Below are 22,245 nucleotides of genomic sequence, written 5' to 3'. Positions count from 1 at the left end.
TTGTTGAGTGATTTAGCGATTATTTAAAATACGATATAAACCCCTTTACACCACTTGCTGATTTTATATTCGAGGCTAATCTATTTATTAATAGACAGCGCTTAAACTAAAAAAAGCTATGAAGAAACCTAACGTGAGAGGTACTCCACAGCTCAATTAACTATATTTAATTGGTTCATTTATTTAATTATGCAAGCTATCTCGTTTACCATTCAAGTAAGCATAGACTAAGCCTACGAATAGACCTCCACCAATAAAGTTACCAATAAAGGCAAATACGATATTTTTTAAAACATGTAACCAAACGACAGCATCAAAGTTATAAAATAACATGCCTGCATATAATCCAGCATTAAACACCACATGTTCATATCCCATAAATACAAAGACAATCACACCACATGCAATGAAAAAGGCTTTTGATAAACCATCTTTAAATTGAATAGAAACATAGATACCAATATTTATAAAAAAGTTACAGAAAATAGCTTTACCTAAAATGGCATACCATGACGTATCGATCGTTTTTCCATCTACAAGTTCAGTCAAACTTGTAACCATTTCAGAAGTCATAATTGGCGTAAATTTCATCAAGCCAAATAATATGATGCCACCAATCATATTAAAAAAGAAACATACTAACATGATAATAAAAGCTTTATTCATACCGATTAACTTATAATACCAGCCAACTGTTAAATACATAAAATTACTAGTTAATAATTCAGAATGTGTTAACACAATTAATACTAAGGCTAAACTAAATGAAATAGCGCCTAATAAGTTAATGACACCTTCATTTGCACCAACCATTTGTGTCTTAAGCGCTAGCATAAAAACTGTCACAATAGCTAATAAGAAGCCTGACATAATTGATTTTAAAGCATAACGTCCGCGGGTTTGATCAAACATAACTTCTTTCATCTGTACCTGATTGTTAATATTATCAATTGTTTCTCTAGACATATATGTATCTTTAATAGATTTATGATTTTCTATCATAATGACACCCCCCCTTATAAATTTCATCGAATAAACACCCCACACGTATAAATCTATTGTATTATTTTTCATTCAAATTTAATAGGGTGTAAGCTATTTTTATATTTAAACACTTATTTTTGAGATGGTATATAGAAATGCGCATTCTTATAATGATATAGAAGATGTGAACAATCAAATGGTACGCCAGTCGTAGTATAAAATACTTGTTCATACCTTAAGCAAGGATCCCCGTCATTTAGTGTTAATATTTTAGCCTCTCCATTATCTAATTTATCCACCGTAAAATAAATATCTGAAAAACCAACGGCTGCCGTAGATGAAGATGGGTTGATTTAATGGACTATACGCCGTGGGGTATCATTGATATCGTTTCATTTACTACAGGCGAAATGAAAAAACGCTATGACCTAATTTATGTAGATAGAAATAACTTGGGTAATGGCACCTTAGAGCGAAGAAAAAAGATTCATTTAATTGGTACCAAAATGTAATTAATACAAATGTCGAATCACTATTTTATTAATATAAAATGTAAAGTTAGCTCGCTTATTAGTTCGTAGGTTTAACCAATTAAATGAATGAATCAGGATATGTAGAAATCAGAAAAATAATAGCTTAACAAGTTTGAAAATTTTATAAAAACAAATAAACGTCAATTTCTATTGAAAAAATATAGAAATTGACGTTTATGTTTTAGTCAGAGGTATTTATCTTTCAACCTCATTTAAGATGATATCGGCAATAGATAACTAGAGTGAGCATAAACTTTAACCAAATTTTTCATTCCTTACCATGGTTGCCTGAATAAAATCATAAATGTTTGTTAACTAACGAAACTTTTTATTCTAGTTTTCTTATTATTTTTTTAATTTTGTCAGTGTGTGTAGGCCATAGGCAAAAATACCATAACCTGCTAAAGTACGTAAAAACCATTTGAATGTGCTGCTACGTAAACTTTTTTCATTTAACAAAACAGCTGGTACAAGCGTACTAACAGCATACAACCCCAAAACTTTTAAATAACGTTTATACAATACACTCACCTCATTTCACTTTTATTATAACTAAAAGTGACGATGTGTGAGCACTCTAATTTTTACATATCTTTGACTTTTTACATATTTTTTAGAAGTGATTCTAAATTATCAAACGTGCTATTCATACCATCTTCTACGCCCATATCTAATAATTGCCGTGCTGATTTTGGATGAGGTAGTTCAGCTGTAGAAATAATACGTGTAATCGTGTCATCTTTTTGTTCTATTTGAATGATATTATGCATACCAGCCATATTTTTATCAATATGACCTTCCTTGTCAGCAAAGTAATCGTAATAATCAATCAAATTCGGTTCTTTTACTTCATTATATTTTGTTAATGTATAACTGGCGCCTTGATTAGTATATATTGCAAAAAAGGCTTGTCCTCCTTTTTTAATATTGAATTCAAATACTTCAGTTGTTGCATTTTGTGGGTGAAACCACTGTTCAAATAAAGCACGTTCTGTATAAGCTTGAAAAATTTGTTCTGCTGTTGCTTCAAAATCTCTTTTGAAAATAATTTTATTTTCGTTCACTTCTATTCCCATTTAATATACTCCTTCTTATGATTCGTTCATAATGACGTAAGACGTAACGATTTTTATTTTTGCATTTTTACTGTGACTCTCAAATTCAATAAAATCTGCAAAGTAAATTTTCATACCATTAACATTTGTCTGAATACCGTGCATTGCCCCGAATTTTCCGTGTGTTAAATGATGTGTAACTTCAATTTTTTTAATTTCTGTGCTGTGTGCTTCTATTTCATTATAAAATTCATCTAAGCTTTTTAATTCAAATGCGCCTGGTACCTTCCAAATGAAATTAGAAACCACAATTTGTGATAACTTTGTTTTATCGGCTAATGCAGAAGCTAGTAGAAAGTCTAACATTATTCGACGTTTTGGCGCATTATCACACGCCACATCTCCAACCAATTCAAACGGTATTTCAGATAATTTTTCATTTTTAAATGATAGTCCTTGTTCTTTTAAGGCTTTGTCCAATCTATCTATCGCTTTTGGTCCTACGCCATGAATATCTAAAATAGACGTTCGGTCATATTCTGCTACTTTTTCTAAAGTCATAACACCAATAGATTGCAATGCATTTGTAGCTGGACGTCCAATTTTAGGTAGCTCTGTTGCCATCATTAGCCTCCTCTCTTAGTCATTATATACCCCGTTAAATCTATTTTAGTTATGTGGTATATTTGTTATTAAATTATCAACTACCTTTTATTATAAGATAGTGAAAAGAGGGATGTCATGTCAATTTCAAATCAAATGATGAAAGGTTTGTTAGATGGTGCAATTTTAGCGCTCATCTCTCAAGGAGAAACTTACGGATATGAAATTTTGGATAAATTGGAATCTCAACAATTTCCTGAAATCAGCGACGGCAGTATTTATCCTGTGCTATTAAGGTTAAGTAAAAAAGGCTATGTGATTTCTATTTCAAAAAAATCAGATTCGAGCGGGCCAAAGCGTAAATACTATAGCATCACGGAAGAAGGTAAAATGGAATTAGCTAACTTTAAATACAAGTGGAACGATTTAAATAATGGTATGAACAATTTAATGTGGAGGGTTAACAATGTTGAGTAAAAAAGCGGAAGATTTTTTATTAAAGTTGAGAATTGAGTTATTATTTCGTGGAAAAAATGAAGACGAAGTAAATTCAATTGAAGAAGAATTACGTGACCATATTACACTTGCAGAAGAAAACAACGATAATATCGAGGATCTATTAAACACACCCATTAAATCATATGCAGATAAATTTGCAAAAAATTTAAATATGACTCAAGGTTTATTTAAATATATTTTATATTTCATATCTTTTATGTTTATCATGACAGCGATACCTAGAATGTTAGATCATTCATTTCAATTAACGATTGCTTTAATTTGTTACTTCGTTCTTATCTTTTTGGGATCATTTATCTTTATTTTATGCTTTGTCAAAAAATCAATTATGCGCTGGGGTGACAGTAAAATAACTTATGCTATTATTGGAATTTCATCTTCAGCTATTTTTGGTTTATATCTATTAAGTGAATATTTATTACGAAACTATCCACTTTATATAATTTGGTCACCTAATCAAACAACTAATTTCACCCTTGGGTTAATCCTTTTACTAATAACAATGGTGACTTGCTTTATTTTAAAACAAAAGTTTTACGCAGGTCTTATTCTATTATTATGCATCCCCAATCTGATTGGCACACTATTTACAGGCGGTGACTTTACAAACAAAAACTATGTCATGATTTCTTCAATCTCCTTAATTATCATATCTTGGATTTTTATCATTTATATAATGATTAAATATTATCGTGAAAAACGGTCAACCGATACAAACGGGCCCTAAAAACAAGCGTGATATCAACGACTAACATTGTAAAATAGATTTTATTGTTCTACTGCAACTATCTATAATGAGTATGATAATTAAAGGCCGAAGGGCACCATTATGCCCACCGGCCTCACTGCTATATTTAAATAACTATATTAGTCTTCTAATGCAAATTCAAGACTTACTTGGAAATGCACATCTTTGCCAATCATAACGCCACCAGTTTCAAGTGCTTGGTTAAATGTGATACCGAATTTTTCACGGTTAATAGTACCATTAGCAACAAAACCAGCAGTTGTTGCGCCATTCATAGGGTTTTTACTTTGTCCTTCATATGATAATTCAAAAGTTTCTTCTTCTGTAACATCTTTAATTGTTAAATTACCAGTAACAGATTGTTCTTCGACTTTTGTAACTTCAAATTTAATTTCAGGATAATTCTCAGCATCTAAGAAATCACCACTTCTCAAGTGATTATCACGATCACCTACACGTGTATCAATTGAATCTGCTTTAATCGTAAGCTCGCCTTTGATTGAATTTAAATCATTTAAATCACCTTCAAGTGATGCATTAAAATCATTAAATCTACCTTTGATATTTGAAATCACTAAATGCTTAACTGAAAATTCTACTACTGAATGCGCTGGATCAAAATTAAATTTTGTCATAATAAATTCATACCTCCAAATTTGTAACTTTTATTAATACATTAATTATACCAAGTATATTAAATATATCAATAAAAAAGCTCACATTTGTATTGCTTTATAATCATTCCCTTATAACAAAATTTTATTCATCCTCATTTTTAAAATGTATAATTTTAAAATAGACCAATATGTTAACAGCTTAATGTGCTAACATTTCTTCTTTTATTTCTTCTTCATTTAATTTTTGTGGGTAATATGTTGGCCAATTATCCAATTCTTTTAAAACTTTTTGTTTATCATTTCCCATAAAAATATGGAAATGAGCTGATTTTTTAGGTGCTATATTATGATCGCTAAATTGAACAAATTTTGGCAATGCTTTATTATCATCTGTTAATTTAAATGTATATCGTACGCCTCTATTACCTTTTTCATATTTCAATATATCCTTGCCATCATATACGTAATGGCCCGTCATTCTTTTGCCATCTTTTTCAAAAGTAATCGTATCTTTTGTGATGTCTATGTTATTTATATCTGTTTTATAACCTTTTTCTTAATATGTTTTATATTCTTTTTCATCCATTTTATCATCATTAGCAGCTTTATGTTTCATCACTTCATCTAATGTACCATCCTGTAAGTATGGATATACGGATTGCCATTGTCCCTGAAAGTCTGTTAGTTTTCTATCTTTTACTTGATTATCTTTAAAATACCCATCAGCAATAGCTTTATCATGTTTATTATGTGAATGTTTTTCCTCAGTTTTAATATTGTCGCTTAATGCCATATCAATATGTTTAATATTTTTATCCATTAAATTTTGATAGGTTAACTTTTCATCTTTCAATTCTTCTTTAGATAATGATTCCATGTTATTAAATTTTAATGGCTTAGCTTTAGTTTCTTTGCGAATCGTATCAGTAACTTTATTAGAAACATTTGCTTCATATAAGATATATTTAGCTCCTGAGTCATTAATCTCTTTAACAATATTTGTCAATGCTTTTTGAGATGGATCTTCGGCATTCATATTTTGCACGCCTTTTTGTACAAAACCATATCTTTGTGACAGGTATCCCATTGATTCATGGGAGATATACACAGTATTCCCTTGTTTATCTTTAGTGATGTCTTCCATTTTGTTATCTATCGTATCTAAATCATTTTTTAATTTCTTATAATTTTCTTCATAATATGATTGATGATCTGGATCTTTTTTAATTAATTCATCTTTAATTTCTTTTGCAAACACTTTATTAAAATGAGGGTCTAACCAAATATGTGGATCGTACCCGCCGTGATGATGTCCTTCATGATGCTCGTGTCCCTCATGTCCTCCATGATCCTCGTCATGTTGGTCTGTTAATAATTCAGATTTATCGATTTTATTTTCTAGTGATAATTTTATGTCATCGTCTTTTATCGTTGAAGCTACTTTTTTAGCAACAGGGTCTAAATCATCACCTGTATATAAAAACATATCCCCTTTACTTACATTCATTATTTCTTTTTGGGTTGGCTCATAACTATGTAAATCTGTACCGGGCGGATAAATCGATTTCACCGAAACATATTTGCCACCAATCTGATCAGCAAATGATTTCAGGGGAAATACTGTAGTATTTATTTCTATTTTCCCATCGTCTTCTTTATCACTATTCGATTTAGACACATCACACGCTGTCGCGATCATCGATAATATAATGATAATAGACATTAAATATATTGATTTTTTCATTTCTTCTCCTCCTTAAATAGTAACTGTTACGATTTAAAATTATAACCCTACCTTTATGAAAGTGCAATAGTTATTCTGAAATTATTTCGTAATTATTACGATTTATTTTAAAATGCTTTGTTAACGTCTTTTCTATAGTACGCCTAGTTAATATAGAATTAAAAAAAGCTGGAACACTAAAATGTTCCAGCTTCAAAACGCATTGAATAATAAATAACTATTTTGAGTATACGTTTATATTAAATTTACCAATACAGACCTTTTATGACACATTAAAAAGAAACCTTACTAACAAAATAGAGCTAGTTATTACGTTATTCTATTCATTCGTTTGCTTCTAATATTTCTTTGTAATTTTTATATTTATATGGATCTTCTACCTTTTCACCAGCGATATATACAGTTGGCGCCGTTTTAATATGATTGTCTTTATATTGCTTTTGATCTTTCTCAGCAGCTTTCCAAGATTTACTATTTTTGGTCTTATAATCTTTTTTAATTTCTTCTTTTTTAGGAGTAGAAATATTTAATTGATCTATTTGTTGATCAACGAGTTTCTCAGTAATCCATTCTTTTTCTGAATCTGGTTGTTGATTAAACATCCGTTTTTGGTAATCTAAATAATGCTCAGGGGCAATTTGTTTTACAGCATGCCCTGCTCTAGCACCTTTAATTGAATCTTTTCCTAAAAAGGCCATATTAACAAATTGATAATCTACTTTATTAGTATCTATATATTCTTTTTTTAATTTAGGCATAATATTTTGTTCTACCTTTTTACAATACGGGCATTTAAAATCTCCATACTCAATGATTTTAATTTTACCGTTTTCACCATATTTATCATCTTTATGTACATGTTCGTCGTCGTCATTTGAACAGGCTGAAACCAATAATAATACTGTTATCAATAACAAACTTAACCATCGTTTTTTCATTATTTAATGTGCACCTTCTTCTTTATATTATGATTCCTCTAAGTCCATATTTTCTTCTTTATAGTCTGGCTCATGCTTTTGAGTATAACCTTTAGTGTTAAAATTTTCTAAGTAATGCGCTTTATCATCTTTTATCTTATACGTATAATAATGAATTTCGTCATCATCTTTTAAAGGTTTATAAGCAATGATTACATATTTGCCATTCTCGTAAACATATATATTTGAATCTTTTTTTTCGTATGTGGATTCGACATCGCCTTTTTGTTTATCTGCTAAAAATTTTTGATATTGTGCTTGTTGTTTTACTGCTTGATCAATTGCTTCAGCGTATTTCCCGCTGCTACATCCAACCATCATTATTATTGAAATAATAGTCACCGTCATAACTTTTTTCATATTCCCACTCCTAGTACAAAACCTACTTATATCGTATTATTTATCCATACTGTTTATCATACAATGAAATCACGGTATGTACTAGAACAATACTAATTATTTTCAGCTTAATTACTTTGTGTTTAAAAATTTGACTCATGTAATCATCTCTATACTGAATAAGCAAAACATAGATAACAATTATTAAGAAATTGGTATATAATCTATATATTTCAATGGCTAGATACCATTGCTAACAGCATATAAAAGAAGCTGATACATACATAATGTGTCAGCCTTAAATATCATATTGGCAGTAGATGTTTGGAATAAAAGTGCACTTATATCAAGCTTTTAAAACACCGCTTCTAAAGTACTAATTCTAAAGTGCTACTTCTTCATTTATGAAGCTTAGTAGCACTTATGCATGAGCCAAATCTCTTGTATGCTTTTTTCTCATCATTCTTGGTGAGGCTACGAAATCATTTTATAAAATATAATTTCTGTCCCACTTTCTCTATAAAATCTAATTTCCATTAATTTAAAAAAATGTCAACGCGTACACCTTATATATAAATAAAACAAGGTGCATCCTTCGTTTTCATCAAACTACTTCCACTCTAATAGCTAATGCACCATAATGAAGTTCATCAGTTTGAGAATAAATTTGGTATATAGCAGCTATTTTTTGAGACAATTGATCTTCTGATTTAGCTCCTATTTCTTTATTAGAATATTGCTTCAGTAAAGATTGAAACGAAGTAAATACTACCGTTTCTATAACTATGACTTTTAGCGTTTCTTTGCTTTCTAAATTTTCAAACATGATATAATCGCCACTTTTAATGTCTTGCCTTTTCTCATCATTCAATCTAATTTCAATCGTTTTTATGCCATTTTTCATTAATTGAAAGGGTTCGTTGTTTAAGTGCATCGAGTGTTCTATAGTATATACGCTCCATTCTTCATAAGCATTAGGTTGATATCAAATTATCATATTATTAATACGTTTTACAAGTTTCTACAAAAATAGAAACAAAATATAACTGTGTTTAGATTATTAATTTTTGTCCTCTTCTAATCTAATTTGTCGTTTGCTTTTCAACATAAACACACTAATCAAACTCAAGATGGATATAATGACTGCAAACCAAAATGCGCCATGATAACCACTTAATAACGCTTGATGTTGGACCTCTGCTGCCATTTCCTTTTGGCCCATATCCTTAAAATCAGACATATCTGGCGTATAGTTCTTAGCAACTTGGCTCATAATCGTTATTAGACCTGCTGTACCAATAGAAGCTGAAATCTGTTGTACAGTATTGGTCATTGAAGAGCCATGTGCATTCATCTCTGGTGAAAGTTGGTTCATAGTATGTGTCATCAGTGGCATTAACCCAAGCGCTATACCAATCATACGAATTGCATACACAGTTGCTAATAATGCTGATGATGTCTGTTCATCCATTATTACAAAATAAGACGTTGTAATTACTACGATAAACATACCAATAAATGCCAATAATTTAGCACCGTATTTTTCATATAACAAACCAGAAATCACTGACATAATACCCATAACAATGGCTCCTGGTAATAATATTAAACCTGACTGAAGTGCAGAATCATTCATAATATTCTGTACAAACATTGGCAATACTGTTTCAGAACCAATCATTGAAATCATAGTGAAGGCCATAATAATAATACCTATCGCAAATTGGCTATCTTTAAATACTGAAAAATCAAGTAATGGATTGTCTAAACGCGTTTGACGCAAGATAAAGAGGGCCACTAAAATAATGCCACCTATTACAGTTGTTAATACAACAGGATCATTCCATCCATCACGTGAAATTGAACTTGTACCATAGAGTAAACCGCCAAATCCTATAACTGATAAGATAATGGAGAAAACATCAATAGGTGTCTTACGATTCGTTCCAACATTTTTCACGAATTTAAGTGCACCAATAAATGTAAGTGCCGCAATCGGTGCTACTACATGAAACAATGAACGCCAGTTAAAATATTCTACAAGGTAGCCTGATAGCGTTGGGCCAATAGCTGGCGCTAAACCTATAACCAAACCAAATGTCCCCATATATTTACCTCTTTCATGCGGTTCAAATATATCTAAAATGGTCGTCATCATCAAAGGCATCATAATTCCGGAACCAAGCGCTTGAACAATTCTTGCACTTAATAAAATAGTAAAGTTTGGGCTAAATCCTGCAATGATTGTTCCTATAAAAAATATAAATATTGCAGTTAAAAATACCTTTCTTGTTGAAAATCTTTGGATAATCATCGCTGACAATGGAATAACAACACCGTTCGTTAATAGAAAAGCTGTTGTAAGCCATTGTACTTGCGTATAATCTATTTTAAAATCTCTCATTATACTAGGTAATGCTGTTGTTAATAGCGTTTCGTTTAATAACCCAAAAAAACCACCACACAACATCATCAAAATCATTATAATTTTTGTTTTCTTATCCATTTTCTTACTCCTATATTTTAAAAATTTATCAACTTATGTTAGTCGCATTTCTGCATTATACCTATTTTATATGTATTTAGCATTAAAAAAACTTGAAATTTTTGGTTTAATTTGATGCTGTTTAAGTTAAAAAATAGATGCACCTTTGTAAATCGTAATAATTACTATTTACTTTTTTGATTTTATCTTGCATAATAACTTTAGATAAAGGAGGAACTTATTATGAAATTAGATTTACAAACAGCACGTCGTAATCTCAACAGTCCAAATATCAAAACAAGAAAACGTGCACGTAAAATTATCCAGCAACATAAGCGAAATAAATAAAAAGAGCGAAATTTCAAAACCAAAAACAATTACCTTTGATTTCGTCATTCCGCTTCTCAATGGTGACTTGATTTCTAAAACACATAAAAATAGGTGTATTGAGAAATCAGTCACTTATTATACCGTTTAAGTTACTATATTAATGCGATACTTAAACTTTATTTTAAAAATAGATATCTTATGATAATTATAAATAGTACTTATCGATTACTTTTAAGTCATCTGTAAGTTCATAAATCAATGGTGCACCCGTTTTAATTTCATACCCTACTATATCTTCATCGGAAACGTCTTCTATATATTTAATTAACGCTCGCAGTGAATTACCATGGGCAGAAACTAAGACAGTCTTACCATCTAATAATTGTTGTGATATTTGATCATTCCAATAAGGTATAACTCTAACGAGCGTATCTTTTAAACTTTCAGATTCTGGCATCACTCTTCTATCTAAGTGTTCATATTTTCGATCATTTAAATAGTCATTTCTTTGTTGTTCACTTTGATTAGGTGGCGCTACATCATATGAACGTCTCCACGTATGCACTTGTTCTTCTCCAAATTTTTCTCTTGCTTTATCTTTATTCAAACCTTGTAACCCACCATAGTGACGCTCATTTAGTCTCCAAGTTTTAACGATAGGGATAAATAATTGATGAGATTCATCTAATAGATGATAGGTTGTTTTAATAGCACGTTGTAATAATGAAGTAAATACAACATCAATTGCGATACCTTGGTCTTTTATTTTTTTACCTGAAGTTATTGCTTCGGTTCTCCCTTGCTCAGATAAATCAACATCTGCCCAACCTGTAAAGAGATTCTCTGCATTCCACACGCTTTGACCGTGTCTACATAAAATTAACTTTGGCATACTATTCCTTCTTTCCATTAATTAAAATGATATTAATTACTACATTTACAAAACCGTTACAATCAATCATATTAAAAAAAGCTTAAAAATATTTATATGACGCTTATTTCTATTTAAATCGTCACTCTATATATTAAAATTATAACAATTTACACTGTATTTTGAAATAATTGTATTCTTTTATTCATAAATGACATTTTATTTTTATTTAACTGTAACCTATAGCCTATCTAATGATGTTATAGTTGAAATCGTTGAATAAGAAACAACATATTAATAAAACAAGATGTCATTTTTTTAACACAAAAAATCAATAATTAAACAAAGTATAATTCATTCAAACAAAAAATTAATAGGAGGATTTTTCTCAATGAAAAAATTATTATTAGCTTCTTTTGCATCAATTACTATCGCTACAACTGGAGTTGGCCTAAACTCAAACGCATCTATAGCTGATGCTGCAGAAACAACACAAGTAAACAATGATGTTTATAGTGAATTTATTGCTGCAGGCGGTACAAAAGCATTATGGGATCATATTGTAATGCCAGAATCAAGCGGTAATCCGGATGCCGTAAATGAATTAGGCTACAGAGGTTTAGGACAAACTAAAGAAGCTTGGGGTACTGGTTCAGTAACAGAGCAAACTAAAGGGATGATTCAATATGCTGAAGACCGTTATGGCTCAATCGATGCAGCAATTGAATTCCGCGTTGCAAACGGCTGGTGGTAAAAACATAAATAGTGAATTTACCCCTCATTATATATTTTTTTTGCTAAAAAAAAGCGATGTAAGTGTCTATCATATTAGATGCTTACATCGCTTTTTATATAAAATTTTAGTTATTTATTCTACTGAATTGATCTGGGTTCTGGGTGAACATAAACTGAAGATATACCCTTACTATGCATATGTTGTTCTACTTTATCGCAAATTTGATGCGCTTCTTCTAGGGATATATTAGATTCAACCACAATGGTCACATCTACAAAGATACTACTTCCATGATAACGGCCTTTAATATTTTGAACATCTATCACTTCTTCAATTTCTAATACATAATTTCGATAAGCCTCTAACTCTTGCTCATTAAAACCATCACTTAATGTAAAGATAGACTCTTTGAAAATACCAAAACCTGTATATATAATAAGTAAACCTAAAATAATAGCTAATATCGTATCAAAAATAGGAAAACCAAATTGCGTGAACACTAAACCAATTGCTGTCCCTATACTCACTAACGCATCTGATAAATTATCTTTAGCTGCAGAATTCAACGAGCTACTTTTTGTATGATTAGCAATGCTTTGGTTAATGTAAAATACAGCCAGCATAATCAAACCACTAATGACACTGACGTAAATGTTTATAATATTAGGCGTTTCATGCTCGTCAGTCAATAACTCTGGGGCATTTTCTATAATAACCTGAATACCGACAAACATTATAATAAACGAAACAAGTAATGATGAAATATTTTCAGATTTCAAATGACCATATGGATGGTTTTTATCTGCAGGTTTAATAGAGATTTTTAAACCGATAATCACTGCTAATGACACAATAATATCCGTCATATTATTTAAACTATCTGCTTTAACAGCCGCTGAATTATATAAATAGCCTACTATAAATTTAATGATTGATAATATGACATAAACGGTTAAACTTAAAAACGCTCCTTTTTGAGCTGTTTTCAATTTTTCATTTTGACTCATCTTTATTTCCACCTTCAACATTATTGAATACTCATTATGACTTATCACCAGCATATTTACAACAATTTTTATTCAAAAATTATTTAATATAAAAACACTAATTATTTTTTTAGCCTTTCCTAATATTAATTATAATATTGAGTGAGAATAAAAAATAAGCGGAGCCGAAATCAATTGTTCTAAATAGATCTCATTACCCCGCCGGCCGTTTTAATACTTAAATGTCGTTACCATTGTACCTTATCTTTTATTGCATCTATGAAGCCTTCCATTGTTCGCATACTGTTTAGATTCTATACGTCCTTTATTAGTCTCTTAAAATATATTTAGAGAGTAAAAATGTAACTGGTATTGTGATAACCAACCCTGCAAAAGGGGCTATAACTGATGAAATGCTAAACCATTGAACAAAAATATATAATAATAAAGTTTGCATCCCCATATTGACCACTTGCGTTAATGGAAATTTCAAAAATTTCCTCCACGTTGGCGTTACTTTATAAACAAAGTAACAATTTAAATAATATGAAATAATAAAACTGATGAGAAAGCCGCTTATATGACTAACTAAATAATTCAAGTCTAGTAATTTCAATAAACAAAGATAAACGATATAATAATTAAAAGTGTTCATGCCACCTACAATTACAAATTTAATAACTTCATAGTGCGTTTTAGTTAAATTCATTATTTTACTCCTTAGTAAATTCCAAATTATTTCGGATGATTACTATCAAAATATAAAATTACATGTATTATCTAGTATCATACTTTACCATAAAAATGTATGTCGTGTGTGATATAAACCATCCACTTACCATATAACCAATCCACGTCTCTCATCATATTAGGCTCATCATGAACTTAAATTCAAAACAATAGTTACAAAATGACTTAACATGTTTATAATAAGGGATTAGAGACAATTTCAAAGGAGTTTCAAACATGGACAAAATTTCAAATCGTCAATTACCAACCATGGTCATTATTGTGTTGGGTATAATGACTACGTTTGGACCTTTAACTATAGATATGTATGTACCTTCATTACCAAATGTGCAAAGTGATTTTAATACTTCTGTATCGCAGGTTCAACTCACTTTATCATTTGCGATGATTGGACTCGCTATCGGTCAATTTATCTTCGGTCCCCTATCTGACGCATATGGACGTAAAAAAATGGCTTTAATCATTATTTCAATCTATGCCATTGCCTCATTATTTGCCGTTTTTACAACCTCTATGAGCCTTTTACTTCTATTGCGACTATTTCAAGGCTTAACTGGGGGAGGCGCTATTGTTATCGCTAAAGCGACAATGGGCGACCAACATGAAGGTAAGGCTTTAGCTAAAGGACTTGCCTCTTTACTTGTGATCAATGGCATTATTACAATTATTGCTCCAATTATAGGTGGCTATGCATTAACCATTTCCAATTGGAAAGCCATATTTTTAATTTTAACTGTAGTGAGTATCATCATATTGATATTATCAATGTTGCATTTAGAAGAAACACATAAAACAAATCTCTCTAAATTGAATTTTAGTGCTATCTTTAAAGACTTCGGTGCCTTATTTAAAAAACCTGCATTTATTATTCCAATGGTTTTACAAGGCTTAACATACGTCATGTTATTTAGCTTTTCAGCCGCAGGACCGTTTATTACACAGAAAATTTACGACATGACTCCTCAACAATTCAGCTATTTATTTGCATTTAACGGCGTTGGGCTAATCATTATGAGTCAACTTACAGCAAAATTGGTTGCATATATGAATAGATATCTATTGTTAATTATTTTGACAACAATTCAAATAGTGGGCGTCATACTAATCATTGTAACTTTAACACTTCATCTACCATTGTGGGTGTTAATTATTGCATTCTTTTTAAACGTGTGTCCTGTAACAGGCATAGGGCCTTTAAGTTTTGCCCTAGCGATGGAATCACGAACGGGCGGTAGTGGTAATGCCTCAAGCCTTTTAGGTTTATTCCAGTTTATACTTGGCGGCATAATGTCACCACTTGTTGGTTTACAAGGCGAATACAGTGTTTTACCATATATCACTATTTTAGTTATAACTGCTATACTCATTATTTGTTTAGAAATTGTCTTTAAATCTATTTTATTTAATAAACAATTAAAATAGATATCTTATTTTAATCATTTAAATGATAGAACAGGGCGAACAATTTTTAGAAAATGTGTTCTTTACCCTGTTCTTTTTATATCTCTTGATTGAATTTTATCTACTCTATTAACATCATTTGTTACAAAATAGGCAACCAAATTTCTGTAACATATGCTTCTGAATTTACATCACCTGATTTATATAATTCAAAAAAAGGTGCGTTTCTCAATTCATAATCTAAAGTATGTAAGATATCTCTGTTAATGGTTTGCATCGCTCGTTTTATTGACTCTGGAACCGGTCCTTTTGCGTCAAAGACAAGGTACCTTCCTTCAGCTAAATCAACTTGTTGCCAATTATTCTGCGCTTCCTCATTCGTTACACCGATTAAATAATGCATCTCTCATTGGCCTTGGGTGTAAAGACGCCTAACAAGCCGTCTAAATGACGATTGCTTTGAAGTTTTAACTGATCTTTATGGCCTGCTGCTTCGAATTCCATCCAGAATTTAAAAATATTTTCTTGTGCTTTTTGCCCAGTTATATATTCTTTTTGAACACCTATAACTGACGTTTTTGATATTGTTTCTATTCTATATTTCATCTCTTCCAACCCCTTTTGGTTATTATAACTAAATTTATAAAATAATTTCTAATATTAACAATACGCTAAGCAACTTTATAGGCGCTTCACGGCAATAGATATATAATAAAAATATTAACTAGAGTTAATTGTTACTCATAAATTGAAACAGGAGTCACTCATTATGAACAAAAAAATATTAGCAGTTAAACCAATCAGTCAACTATTTCCAATCCCAATGATTATGGGATGTGAAGGTATCGCATGCGCAATGATATTACAATTCAACAATCATAATGTGCTCGCCTCCCATATTATGAAACATTGGCCTAAACATGATAATAATCCGTACAAAGGTTATGTAGGCCATCATTTATGGGTTAAACGCGGCTACCACCAAACAATCTTTCCAAATGCTTTAGTTCCATATTTACAAAAATATGATGCGCGTATGATTGACAGTACGGGTCAATCACTTAAAACATTATGTGACACGCTTGATCATGGCCAACCTGTTATCATTTATCACACTGTTTTAGGCCGTAAACCATTTAAACGCACTTTTAAATTTGACAATCAATCTCAGAAATTAGTCTCTAATATTCATGTCACAGTACTTATTGGTTATGATAAACATCATTATTATTATATCGATCCATTATGGTCAAGATTAAAAAAATCAATTATATTCCCTGCTATTTTTCCAAATAAATACCAAATTATTAAAATTAAAAAAGAAAAACTAGAAGCAAGTTACAACACACCTGGTCGCATGAGCCTACATTTTCAATAAAAGTAATTAAAACAAAACACCCATTAATCAATCACAATTTGATGCATAGCCTGATCAATCTCTTGCTCTATATCAGACGTACGCCACTCTCGTTGATACCCTAAACAAGGGCAAATATACGTCACGCCATTTTCTTCAAATGTATTTCTAAAATGAACATGGCCCATAATACTGTACTTGATATCATAACTTGTATAAATACTATTAAAATCTGATGTACCTATAAATGCATTAAAATAATCGAATATCCTATGTGGCATAGGGACAGCAAATTTAGGATGTGTAACAATATGAGTCATTAATATAATTTTTTTGTGTTTTACTTTTTCAATATCTTTAATTGTTTGTTTAGCAGCTATAGCTGATAATTTTCTATCTTCCATTGGCCAATCTATTTTCACTTTATCTTGCCAAGTAGCACCATAATACTTTCTTCGTGCAAGCCGTTCCAATGAAAATTTAGAATTGGCATACGTATAATCATACCAACCTGTATTACCAACAATGGCCCATTCATCATTGACAACATAGGGTTGATCAATTAAACAATTATCCATTTTAATATAAGTATCTAAAATTTCAGATGATGTGATCCCAGTTTCTGCTGACCAAAAATCATGATTCCCCGGGATAAATAACACTTTTATTTGCGCGTTTATTTCAATATTTTCTATAAATTGTTTCGTTCGTTGATAATGATTTGACACATCTCCGGCAATCAATAGTAATTCAATTTGTCGTTTTTGTATGATACGAACTAAAGCTGCTTGATAGTCTTTCGGTGTTAATTGATTATGTCTATCTACATGTAAATCAGAAATGACCCCTATTTGCATAATTATCACATTCCTTATTTATTGTAACAATTTCATTATGACATAACTCCAGTTTATTCATTAAATATTTCGTTTTTCTCTCAATCTTAACAATTTGCATTTTATATAAAATATATTTCTTTTTCTAAAAACACCCTTAAAGCTACTTTGGAAACGATTAAAAATTACATACAATTGTGTTAAAATTAAGTTTATTACATTGCAGATTGGAAGGTATCTTTTATGAATAGAAAATGGACAGCCTTAATGGGTCTGTCTTTATGTTTAACTGCTTGTGGTTATTCAAATCAAGAAGAGAACCATCGTTTATTATATTTTTGTTAGATCTCTTGATGCACTTTTGCATGGGCTAGGTCATTTGTTTGTTAATAACTATGGTATAGTCATCATTGCTATTGTTCTGATTATCCGACTATTTTTAATGCCCTTTATGTTAATCCAAGTTAAAAATATGCATCTGATGAGAGAAAAAACAAAAATAGTTCAACCACAGTTAGATGTTATCAAACAACATTTAAATGAGGCACAAACACAAGAAGACAAACGCGAAGCTAACAAAAAACTTATCACTACTTACAAGCAATATGGTATCAATCCATTGAAAGGCCTCATTGGTTGCTTACCTATTTTAACCCAATTCCCAATATTATTTGGTCTTATTATTACACTAAAGTTCCCTAGTAATGGTGGTATTGACCGTTTTCCATATTTTTTATGGTTCGATTTAACGAAACCTAATTTATGGATGTCATTCATTGCAGCGCTTATTTATTTTGTTCAACCTCTCGTGAATACAATACATTATCCTAAAGACCAAAGAAAAACTCACTATATATTAATGGTGCTCTCTCCCATTTTCATTACGTACATTTCATTACATTACATTCTGCTGCTGCACTAGGTTTGTATTGGTCATTTAGCGGGTTGTTTTTAATTTTACAATGCACTTTGCGCATACATATTATAGTAGATTAGTCAAAAAAGAAGCGGTTCAATTACAACAACAAATGCATAAAACAAGGCTTAAAATAACTTAGTAAGTATATCAATATGTTCCCGTTATATATTTTTTTATGAATATCATTTTGTATTTAAAAAATTTCTTTTATAAACTTTTGATGCTATAATAAATTCAATTTGGTAGACAAAGGGGGAGTTTTGTTTGGAATTTACTATAAGACCCTTAACAGAAACAGATAAGCGTGGTAAAGCAATTGTTCACTATGAAAGTTGGCTAGAAACCTACAATCACCTTTCCAAAAATAATTACTTAGAAAATCTTGATAAAGAACAATTTATTAAACAGTCTTTTTTACACAATGTGCCAACCTTAGTTGCGATTGTCGACAATGAAGTCGTAGGGTTTATATCTTACGGTAAAACACAGTCCTCTTCTTCTTCGGATGACTGGAGTGAAATATTTGCGCTGTATTTACTAGAAGAGTATCAACGTCATATGATTGGCTATGCGCTTACACAACGCGCGTTAGAGTTGTCTTATCCTGATAATGTAACACTATGGGTAGTCGAAGAGAATGAAAATGCTATTCATTTTTATGAGCAAATTGGATTTAAGGTAACTGATGATAAGAAACCGACTTACTTTGGAAAAACTTATAACGAAATTCGTATGGACTATATAAGAACAGAACATGATCATTAAACTATTTTAAAAAACAAAACATAAAAAAAATACAAGCGCTAGTGCGCTTGTATTTTTCTGTCTCACGCCTTTTCCTTTTTCTAAATCATGTCTTAACTTCTATTAAATTAATTTTGGATATATTTTTCTCTCAAATAAGAACTTGTAAATAACATTAAATTAAATCGTTATCTAGATGGATTTTACTGCTATTCTATTACATTAACTGATTAGAAAGTATACTTAATGCGTTTCTCCTAGAGCGACTTTGATATCTTCATCTGATTCAATAATGGCTTCAAGCGCAGCTTTCAATCCTTTTGCGATAGTTTGAATGGACATAGAAGGTTGTTCTGGTTTGTCTGTAACTTGTTCTGGAATAAAAGGGACATGAATAAAACCAAATTTAATATTTGGAAACTGAGTTGCTTGTAAAAACCCCAATTGATATAAAATGTGATTACATACAAACGTACCTGCTGTATTAGATAATCTTGCTGGTACACCCGCTGTTTTAATTGCCTCTGTCATACGTTTTACTGGTAAATTAGAAAAATATGCAGCGTCACCTGATGATTGTATCATCTCATCTATAGGCTGATTGCCTTCATTATCAGGTATACGTGCATCATCTATATTGATACCTATGCGTTCTGGTGTTAATTCAAATCGACCACCAGCTTGCCCTATAGCTAAGACAATATCAAAATGGGTTGCTTTAAGTTTATTTTCTATGGTTACTTTACTTTTGTTAAAAACTGTCGGGGTTTCTAATTTTTCTATCGTATGACCTTGTATCTCGTATGGTAATAAGTTAACCGCTTCTAATGCTGGATTGATTGTATCTCCTCCAAAAGGGTCAAAACCTGTTACTAAAATTTTCATCATTTGAAATCTCCTTTCATTGTTTAAATATTCATCAAATTACTTAAAAAGCCCAAATGTACATCAATCCTATATGAATCAAAATCAATATAAACGCAACAGGCACCTGGGCTTTAATAACACCAAATTCTTGTTTCATTTCTAATAGTGCGACTGGCAATGTATTAAAATTAGTAGCCATCGGTGTTAATAACGTTCCACAAAATCCACCTGTCATTGCTAGTGCACCTGCAATAACTGGATCCCCACCTTGCGCAATAACAAAAGGAACACCAATACTTGCTGTGATAACTGTAAAAGCAGCAAATGCATTCCCCATCAACATTGTAAAAAGTACCATACCAATCACATAGGCAGCAGCACCTATTAAATGATTTCCCTCGGGCAAAAATGAGGATATCCCTTTGGAAATGACATCACCAACGCCGCTAACGGTAAATAGCACACCTAACGCTGCCAAAAATTGTGGCAATATCCCTACTGTACCAATTTGCTGTGTTAGTCTATCACTATCATACAATACATACTTTCCATTTGGTTTTATGACTATATAAGCAGCAATGAGTCCTAATATAGAAGACACTCCTAGTCCGATAGCTCCGCCTAATGGTGTCCAGTTTGAAACAATAACCGCAGCGACTGCCAGCACTATAGCTGGTATAAATAATTTATTTCCATATTTTTTCGAACCTTTATCTCCTTGTGTATCATTTACATCTACAATGTTTTTAATAACGACTTGTTTACATAGCGTTAATGCCCCCATAACTAAAATAAATACGCCATTAACAACATTGGGTATATATGGACCGCCAATAAATAAGATGGCTAATAAAATCCAAAATAATGCTGTACTATATTTCTTTTTATTTGAGGTGGCTTTTAGTACACGATAAGCGGTATAAAGTAATTGTAAACCAATCAATATGTAAAAAATTTCTAAAATCTGATTTAATGTTTGATCACTCATGTTGTTTCACCTGCTTGTTGCCATACTTTTTATCTAAATATTTATCAAACCTTACATTATTAATCCATACAATCATAAAAACGATAACAGTAATGGGTAATGATGCTAGAACAAGGTCTATAGCATTTACTTTTATATTTAATGATTGAAATGTTCCCACCATTAAGAGTACGCCAGCCGCACCAACAAACAAATTTTGTCCAAAGAAATTACCATAATTTTCCATAGCAGAAGTTTGAGCTTTAATTTTTTCAATATCTTCTGGTTCTACTTCATTTTCTTGCAAATTATAACGTGTTCTTAAAGCCCCTTGCACCATTGGGTTAATTAGTGGACGAACAAATTGCGGATGCCCACCAATACGTATTGAAGCGACGCCTGCAATCTCTCTTATCAATAAGTATATTGTCATTAAACGACCACTCGTCACTTTATTTACTTTGCCTATCATATTCGAAGCTTGCTTCTTTAAGCCAAATCGCTCAATTAAACCGACCATAGGTAGTGTTAAGATAAAAAGTGTTACTAAACGATTATCAACAAATGCTTTACCTAATGTTTCAAGAATTGCGTGTATATCCAATCCAGATACAATTCCTGTTACCACCGCGGCTATTAAAATAACAGCGATTGTATCAATTTTAAATAAAAATCCTAATACGATAATTAAAATACCTAACAATTTTAGCCATTCCATTTTCTGTCCTCCTTTTTTCTTTATATTAAAGGTTTCATTTTTTCAATACAATGAATTTTCTGATAATATTCAGTTGAAAATTTTTAATCTTTAACAAATAATATAAAAAATAGACGAAATAGAACCCCTATTGATTAAAAGGTTTCCTTATTCCGTCTA

At 31.0% G+C, this 22,245-nt stretch carries 25 protein-coding genes and 4 pseudogenes; 9 read left to right on the top strand and 20 right to left on the bottom strand.

All coding sequences use genetic code 11. The features are described 5' to 3' along the window. Nucleotides 1-183 precede the first annotated feature (183 nt). Both BJG89_RS03180 and BJG89_RS03175 read right to left on the bottom strand, forming a co-directional pair. Nucleotides 184-1,002: a formate/nitrite transporter family protein gene (locus BJG89_RS03180; protein WP_096808516.1), complete on the bottom strand. Its 819-nt coding sequence runs from the start codon at nt 1,000-1,002 to the stop codon at nt 184-186. 113 nt (nt 1,003-1,115) lie between these two features. Continuing rightward, nucleotides 1,116-1,310, bottom strand: a pseudogene (locus tag BJG89_RS03175) (UTRA domain-containing protein); the annotation flags it as partial. 4 nt (nt 1,311-1,314) lie between these two features. On the opposite strand from BJG89_RS03175, the pseudogene BJG89_RS03170 reads away from it, so the two are divergent. Next, nucleotides 1,315-1,528, top strand: a pseudogene (locus BJG89_RS03170) (family 1 glycosylhydrolase); the annotation flags it as partial. A gap of 334 nt (nt 1,529-1,862) precedes the next feature. On the opposite strand, the gene BJG89_RS14550 reads toward BJG89_RS03170, so the two are convergent. The 3 genes from BJG89_RS14550 to BJG89_RS03160 all read right to left on the bottom strand — a co-directional run bounded on the left by BJG89_RS14550 (nt 1,863) and on the right by BJG89_RS03160 (nt 3,196). Continuing rightward, nucleotides 1,863-2,039: a hypothetical protein gene (locus BJG89_RS14550; protein ID WP_170006822.1), complete on the bottom strand. Its 177-nt coding sequence runs from the start codon at nt 2,037-2,039 to the stop codon at nt 1,863-1,865. Between the two features lie 80 nt (nt 2,040-2,119). Continuing rightward, the gene (locus BJG89_RS03165; protein ID WP_096808514.1) at nt 2,120-2,593 is read right to left on the bottom strand and encodes an SRPBCC family protein; all 474 of its coding nucleotides are present in this window, start codon (nt 2,591-2,593) and stop codon (nt 2,120-2,122) included. A gap of 15 nt (nt 2,594-2,608) precedes the next feature. After that, the gene (locus BJG89_RS03160) at nt 2,609-3,196 is read right to left on the bottom strand and encodes a helix-hairpin-helix domain-containing protein (protein ID WP_096808513.1); all 588 of its coding nucleotides are present in this window, start codon (nt 3,194-3,196) and stop codon (nt 2,609-2,611) included. Between the two features lie 117 nt (nt 3,197-3,313). On the opposite strand from BJG89_RS03160, the gene BJG89_RS03155 reads away from it, so the two are divergent. Both BJG89_RS03155 and BJG89_RS03150 read left to right on the top strand, forming a co-directional pair. Beyond that, nucleotides 3,314-3,652, top strand: a complete 339-nt coding sequence (locus tag BJG89_RS03155) for a PadR family transcriptional regulator (RefSeq protein ID WP_096808512.1) — start codon at nt 3,314-3,316, stop codon at nt 3,650-3,652. Then, on the top strand, nt 3,642-4,421 hold the full coding sequence (locus BJG89_RS03150; protein ID WP_096808511.1) for a hypothetical protein: 780 nt from the start codon (nt 3,642-3,644) through the stop codon (nt 4,419-4,421). The genes BJG89_RS03155 and BJG89_RS03150 overlap by 11 nt, the downstream gene beginning before the upstream one ends. A gap of 140 nt (nt 4,422-4,561) precedes the next feature. On the opposite strand, the gene BJG89_RS03145 is transcribed toward BJG89_RS03150, so the two are convergent. The 6 genes and pseudogenes from BJG89_RS03145 to BJG89_RS03120 all read right to left on the bottom strand — a co-directional run bounded on the left by BJG89_RS03145 (nt 4,562) and on the right by BJG89_RS03120 (nt 10,625). Beyond that, the gene (locus BJG89_RS03145; protein WP_096808510.1) at nt 4,562-5,077 is read right to left on the bottom strand and encodes a YceI family protein; all 516 of its coding nucleotides are present in this window, start codon (nt 5,075-5,077) and stop codon (nt 4,562-4,564) included. A 181-nt stretch (nt 5,078-5,258) separates the two neighbouring features. Beyond that, nucleotides 5,259-6,803: pseudogene (gene adcA, locus BJG89_RS03140) on the bottom strand (zinc ABC transporter substrate-binding lipoprotein AdcA). A gap of 323 nt (nt 6,804-7,126) precedes the next feature. Further along, nucleotides 7,127-7,741: a DsbA family protein gene (locus tag BJG89_RS03135; RefSeq protein ID WP_096808509.1), complete on the bottom strand. Its 615-nt coding sequence runs from the start codon at nt 7,739-7,741 to the stop codon at nt 7,127-7,129. Nucleotides 7,742-7,768: 27 nt separating this feature from the next. Beyond that, nucleotides 7,769-8,140: a cystatin-like fold lipoprotein gene (locus BJG89_RS03130; RefSeq protein WP_096808508.1), complete on the bottom strand. Its 372-nt coding sequence runs from the start codon at nt 8,138-8,140 to the stop codon at nt 7,769-7,771. 583 nt (nt 8,141-8,723) lie between these two features. Continuing rightward, on the bottom strand, nt 8,724-9,053 hold the full coding sequence (locus BJG89_RS03125) for an ASCH domain-containing protein (RefSeq protein ID WP_096808507.1): 330 nt from the start codon (nt 9,051-9,053) through the stop codon (nt 8,724-8,726). 126 nt (nt 9,054-9,179) lie between these two features. After that, nucleotides 9,180-10,625, bottom strand: a complete 1,446-nt coding sequence (locus BJG89_RS03120; RefSeq protein ID WP_096808506.1) for an MDR family MFS transporter — start codon at nt 10,623-10,625, stop codon at nt 9,180-9,182. 222 nt (nt 10,626-10,847) lie between these two features. Between BJG89_RS03120 and BJG89_RS03115 the strand changes: the two genes are divergently transcribed. Beyond that, nucleotides 10,848-10,952 (top strand): putative metal homeostasis protein, encoded by a 105-nt coding sequence (locus BJG89_RS03115; protein WP_017722768.1) that lies wholly within the window; start codon nt 10,848-10,850, stop codon nt 10,950-10,952. Between the two features lie 187 nt (nt 10,953-11,139). Here the strand turns inward: BJG89_RS03115 and BJG89_RS03110 are convergent, their stop codons facing one another. Further along, entirely contained in the window at nt 11,140-11,826 is a 687-nt protein-coding gene (locus BJG89_RS03110; RefSeq protein WP_096808505.1) for a 2,3-diphosphoglycerate-dependent phosphoglycerate mutase, read from the bottom strand. Between the two features lie 370 nt (nt 11,827-12,196). Here BJG89_RS03110 and BJG89_RS03105 point away from each other — a divergent pair, with 370 nt between their 5' ends. Continuing rightward, the gene (locus BJG89_RS03105; protein ID WP_096808504.1) at nt 12,197-12,559 is read left to right on the top strand and encodes an aggregation-promoting factor C-terminal-like domain-containing protein; all 363 of its coding nucleotides are present in this window, start codon (nt 12,197-12,199) and stop codon (nt 12,557-12,559) included. 119 nt (nt 12,560-12,678) lie between these two features. Here the strand turns inward: BJG89_RS03105 and BJG89_RS03100 are convergent, their stop codons facing one another. Both BJG89_RS03100 and BJG89_RS03095 read right to left on the bottom strand, forming a co-directional pair. Further along, nucleotides 12,679-13,548: a cation diffusion facilitator family transporter gene (locus BJG89_RS03100; RefSeq protein ID WP_096808503.1), complete on the bottom strand. Its 870-nt coding sequence runs from the start codon at nt 13,546-13,548 to the stop codon at nt 12,679-12,681. A 307-nt stretch (nt 13,549-13,855) separates the two neighbouring features. Next, the gene (locus BJG89_RS03095) at nt 13,856-14,236 is read right to left on the bottom strand and encodes a GtrA family protein (RefSeq protein ID WP_096808502.1); all 381 of its coding nucleotides are present in this window, start codon (nt 14,234-14,236) and stop codon (nt 13,856-13,858) included. A 257-nt stretch (nt 14,237-14,493) separates the two neighbouring features. On the opposite strand from BJG89_RS03095, the gene BJG89_RS03090 reads away from it, so the two are divergent. Next, complete coding sequence (locus BJG89_RS03090; protein ID WP_096808501.1) at nt 14,494-15,699, top strand: putative multidrug effflux MFS transporter TcaB; 1,206 nt, start codon at nt 14,494-14,496, stop codon at nt 15,697-15,699. A gap of 121 nt (nt 15,700-15,820) precedes the next feature. Here the strand turns inward: BJG89_RS03090 and BJG89_RS14750 are convergent, their stop codons facing one another. Both BJG89_RS14750 and BJG89_RS14745 read right to left on the bottom strand, forming a co-directional pair. After that, on the bottom strand, nt 15,821-16,081 hold the full coding sequence (locus BJG89_RS14750) for a GyrI-like domain-containing protein (RefSeq protein ID WP_232514213.1): 261 nt from the start codon (nt 16,079-16,081) through the stop codon (nt 15,821-15,823). Next, complete coding sequence (locus tag BJG89_RS14745) at nt 16,069-16,284, bottom strand: hypothetical protein (protein ID WP_232514212.1); 216 nt, start codon at nt 16,282-16,284, stop codon at nt 16,069-16,071. The genes BJG89_RS14750 and BJG89_RS14745 overlap by 13 nt, the downstream gene beginning before the upstream one ends. A 163-nt stretch (nt 16,285-16,447) precedes the next feature. On the opposite strand from BJG89_RS14745, the gene BJG89_RS03080 reads away from it, so the two are divergent. Then, complete coding sequence (locus BJG89_RS03080) at nt 16,448-17,056, top strand: C39 family peptidase (RefSeq protein ID WP_096808500.1); 609 nt, start codon at nt 16,448-16,450, stop codon at nt 17,054-17,056. 23 nt (nt 17,057-17,079) lie between these two features. On the opposite strand, the gene BJG89_RS03075 is transcribed toward BJG89_RS03080, so the two are convergent. Continuing rightward, nucleotides 17,080-17,892, bottom strand: coding sequence for a metallophosphoesterase (locus BJG89_RS03075; RefSeq protein WP_096808499.1), 813 nt, complete (start codon nt 17,890-17,892; stop codon nt 17,080-17,082). Between the two features lie 222 nt (nt 17,893-18,114). Between BJG89_RS03075 and yidC the strand changes: the two are divergent. Further along, nucleotides 18,115-18,929: pseudogene (yidC, locus tag BJG89_RS03070) on the top strand (membrane protein insertase YidC). 125 nt (nt 18,930-19,054) lie between these two features. Then, a complete protein-coding gene (locus tag BJG89_RS03065) occupies nt 19,055-19,555 on the top strand; it encodes a GNAT family N-acetyltransferase (RefSeq protein ID WP_096808498.1) in 501 nt (166 codons plus the stop codon). Between the two features lie 222 nt (nt 19,556-19,777). Here the strand turns inward: BJG89_RS03065 and pcp are convergent, their stop codons facing one another. From pcp to BJG89_RS03050, 3 genes are read right to left on the bottom strand one after another with little or no spacing between them, the layout of a single operon-like run. Next, on the bottom strand, nt 19,778-20,419 hold the full coding sequence (pcp, locus tag BJG89_RS03060; protein ID WP_096808497.1) for a pyroglutamyl-peptidase I: 642 nt from the start codon (nt 20,417-20,419) through the stop codon (nt 19,778-19,780). Between the two features lie 43 nt (nt 20,420-20,462). Further along, entirely contained in the window at nt 20,463-21,389 is a 927-nt protein-coding gene (locus BJG89_RS03055) for a DUF979 domain-containing protein (RefSeq protein WP_096808496.1), read from the bottom strand. Continuing rightward, nucleotides 21,382-22,086, bottom strand: coding sequence for a DUF969 domain-containing protein (locus BJG89_RS03050; RefSeq protein ID WP_096808495.1), 705 nt, complete (start codon nt 22,084-22,086; stop codon nt 21,382-21,384). The genes BJG89_RS03055 and BJG89_RS03050 overlap by 8 nt, the downstream gene beginning before the upstream one ends. Between the last annotated feature and the right edge of the window lie 159 nt (nt 22,087-22,245).

Origin of the sequence: Staphylococcus nepalensis, assembly GCF_002442935.1 — a bacterium.
Taxonomy (GTDB): Bacteria; Bacillota; Bacilli; order Staphylococcales; family Staphylococcaceae; genus Staphylococcus; species Staphylococcus nepalensis.
The sequence above is the reverse complement of the archived record's forward strand: the minus strand, read 5'-3'. Positions and strand labels throughout refer to the sequence as shown.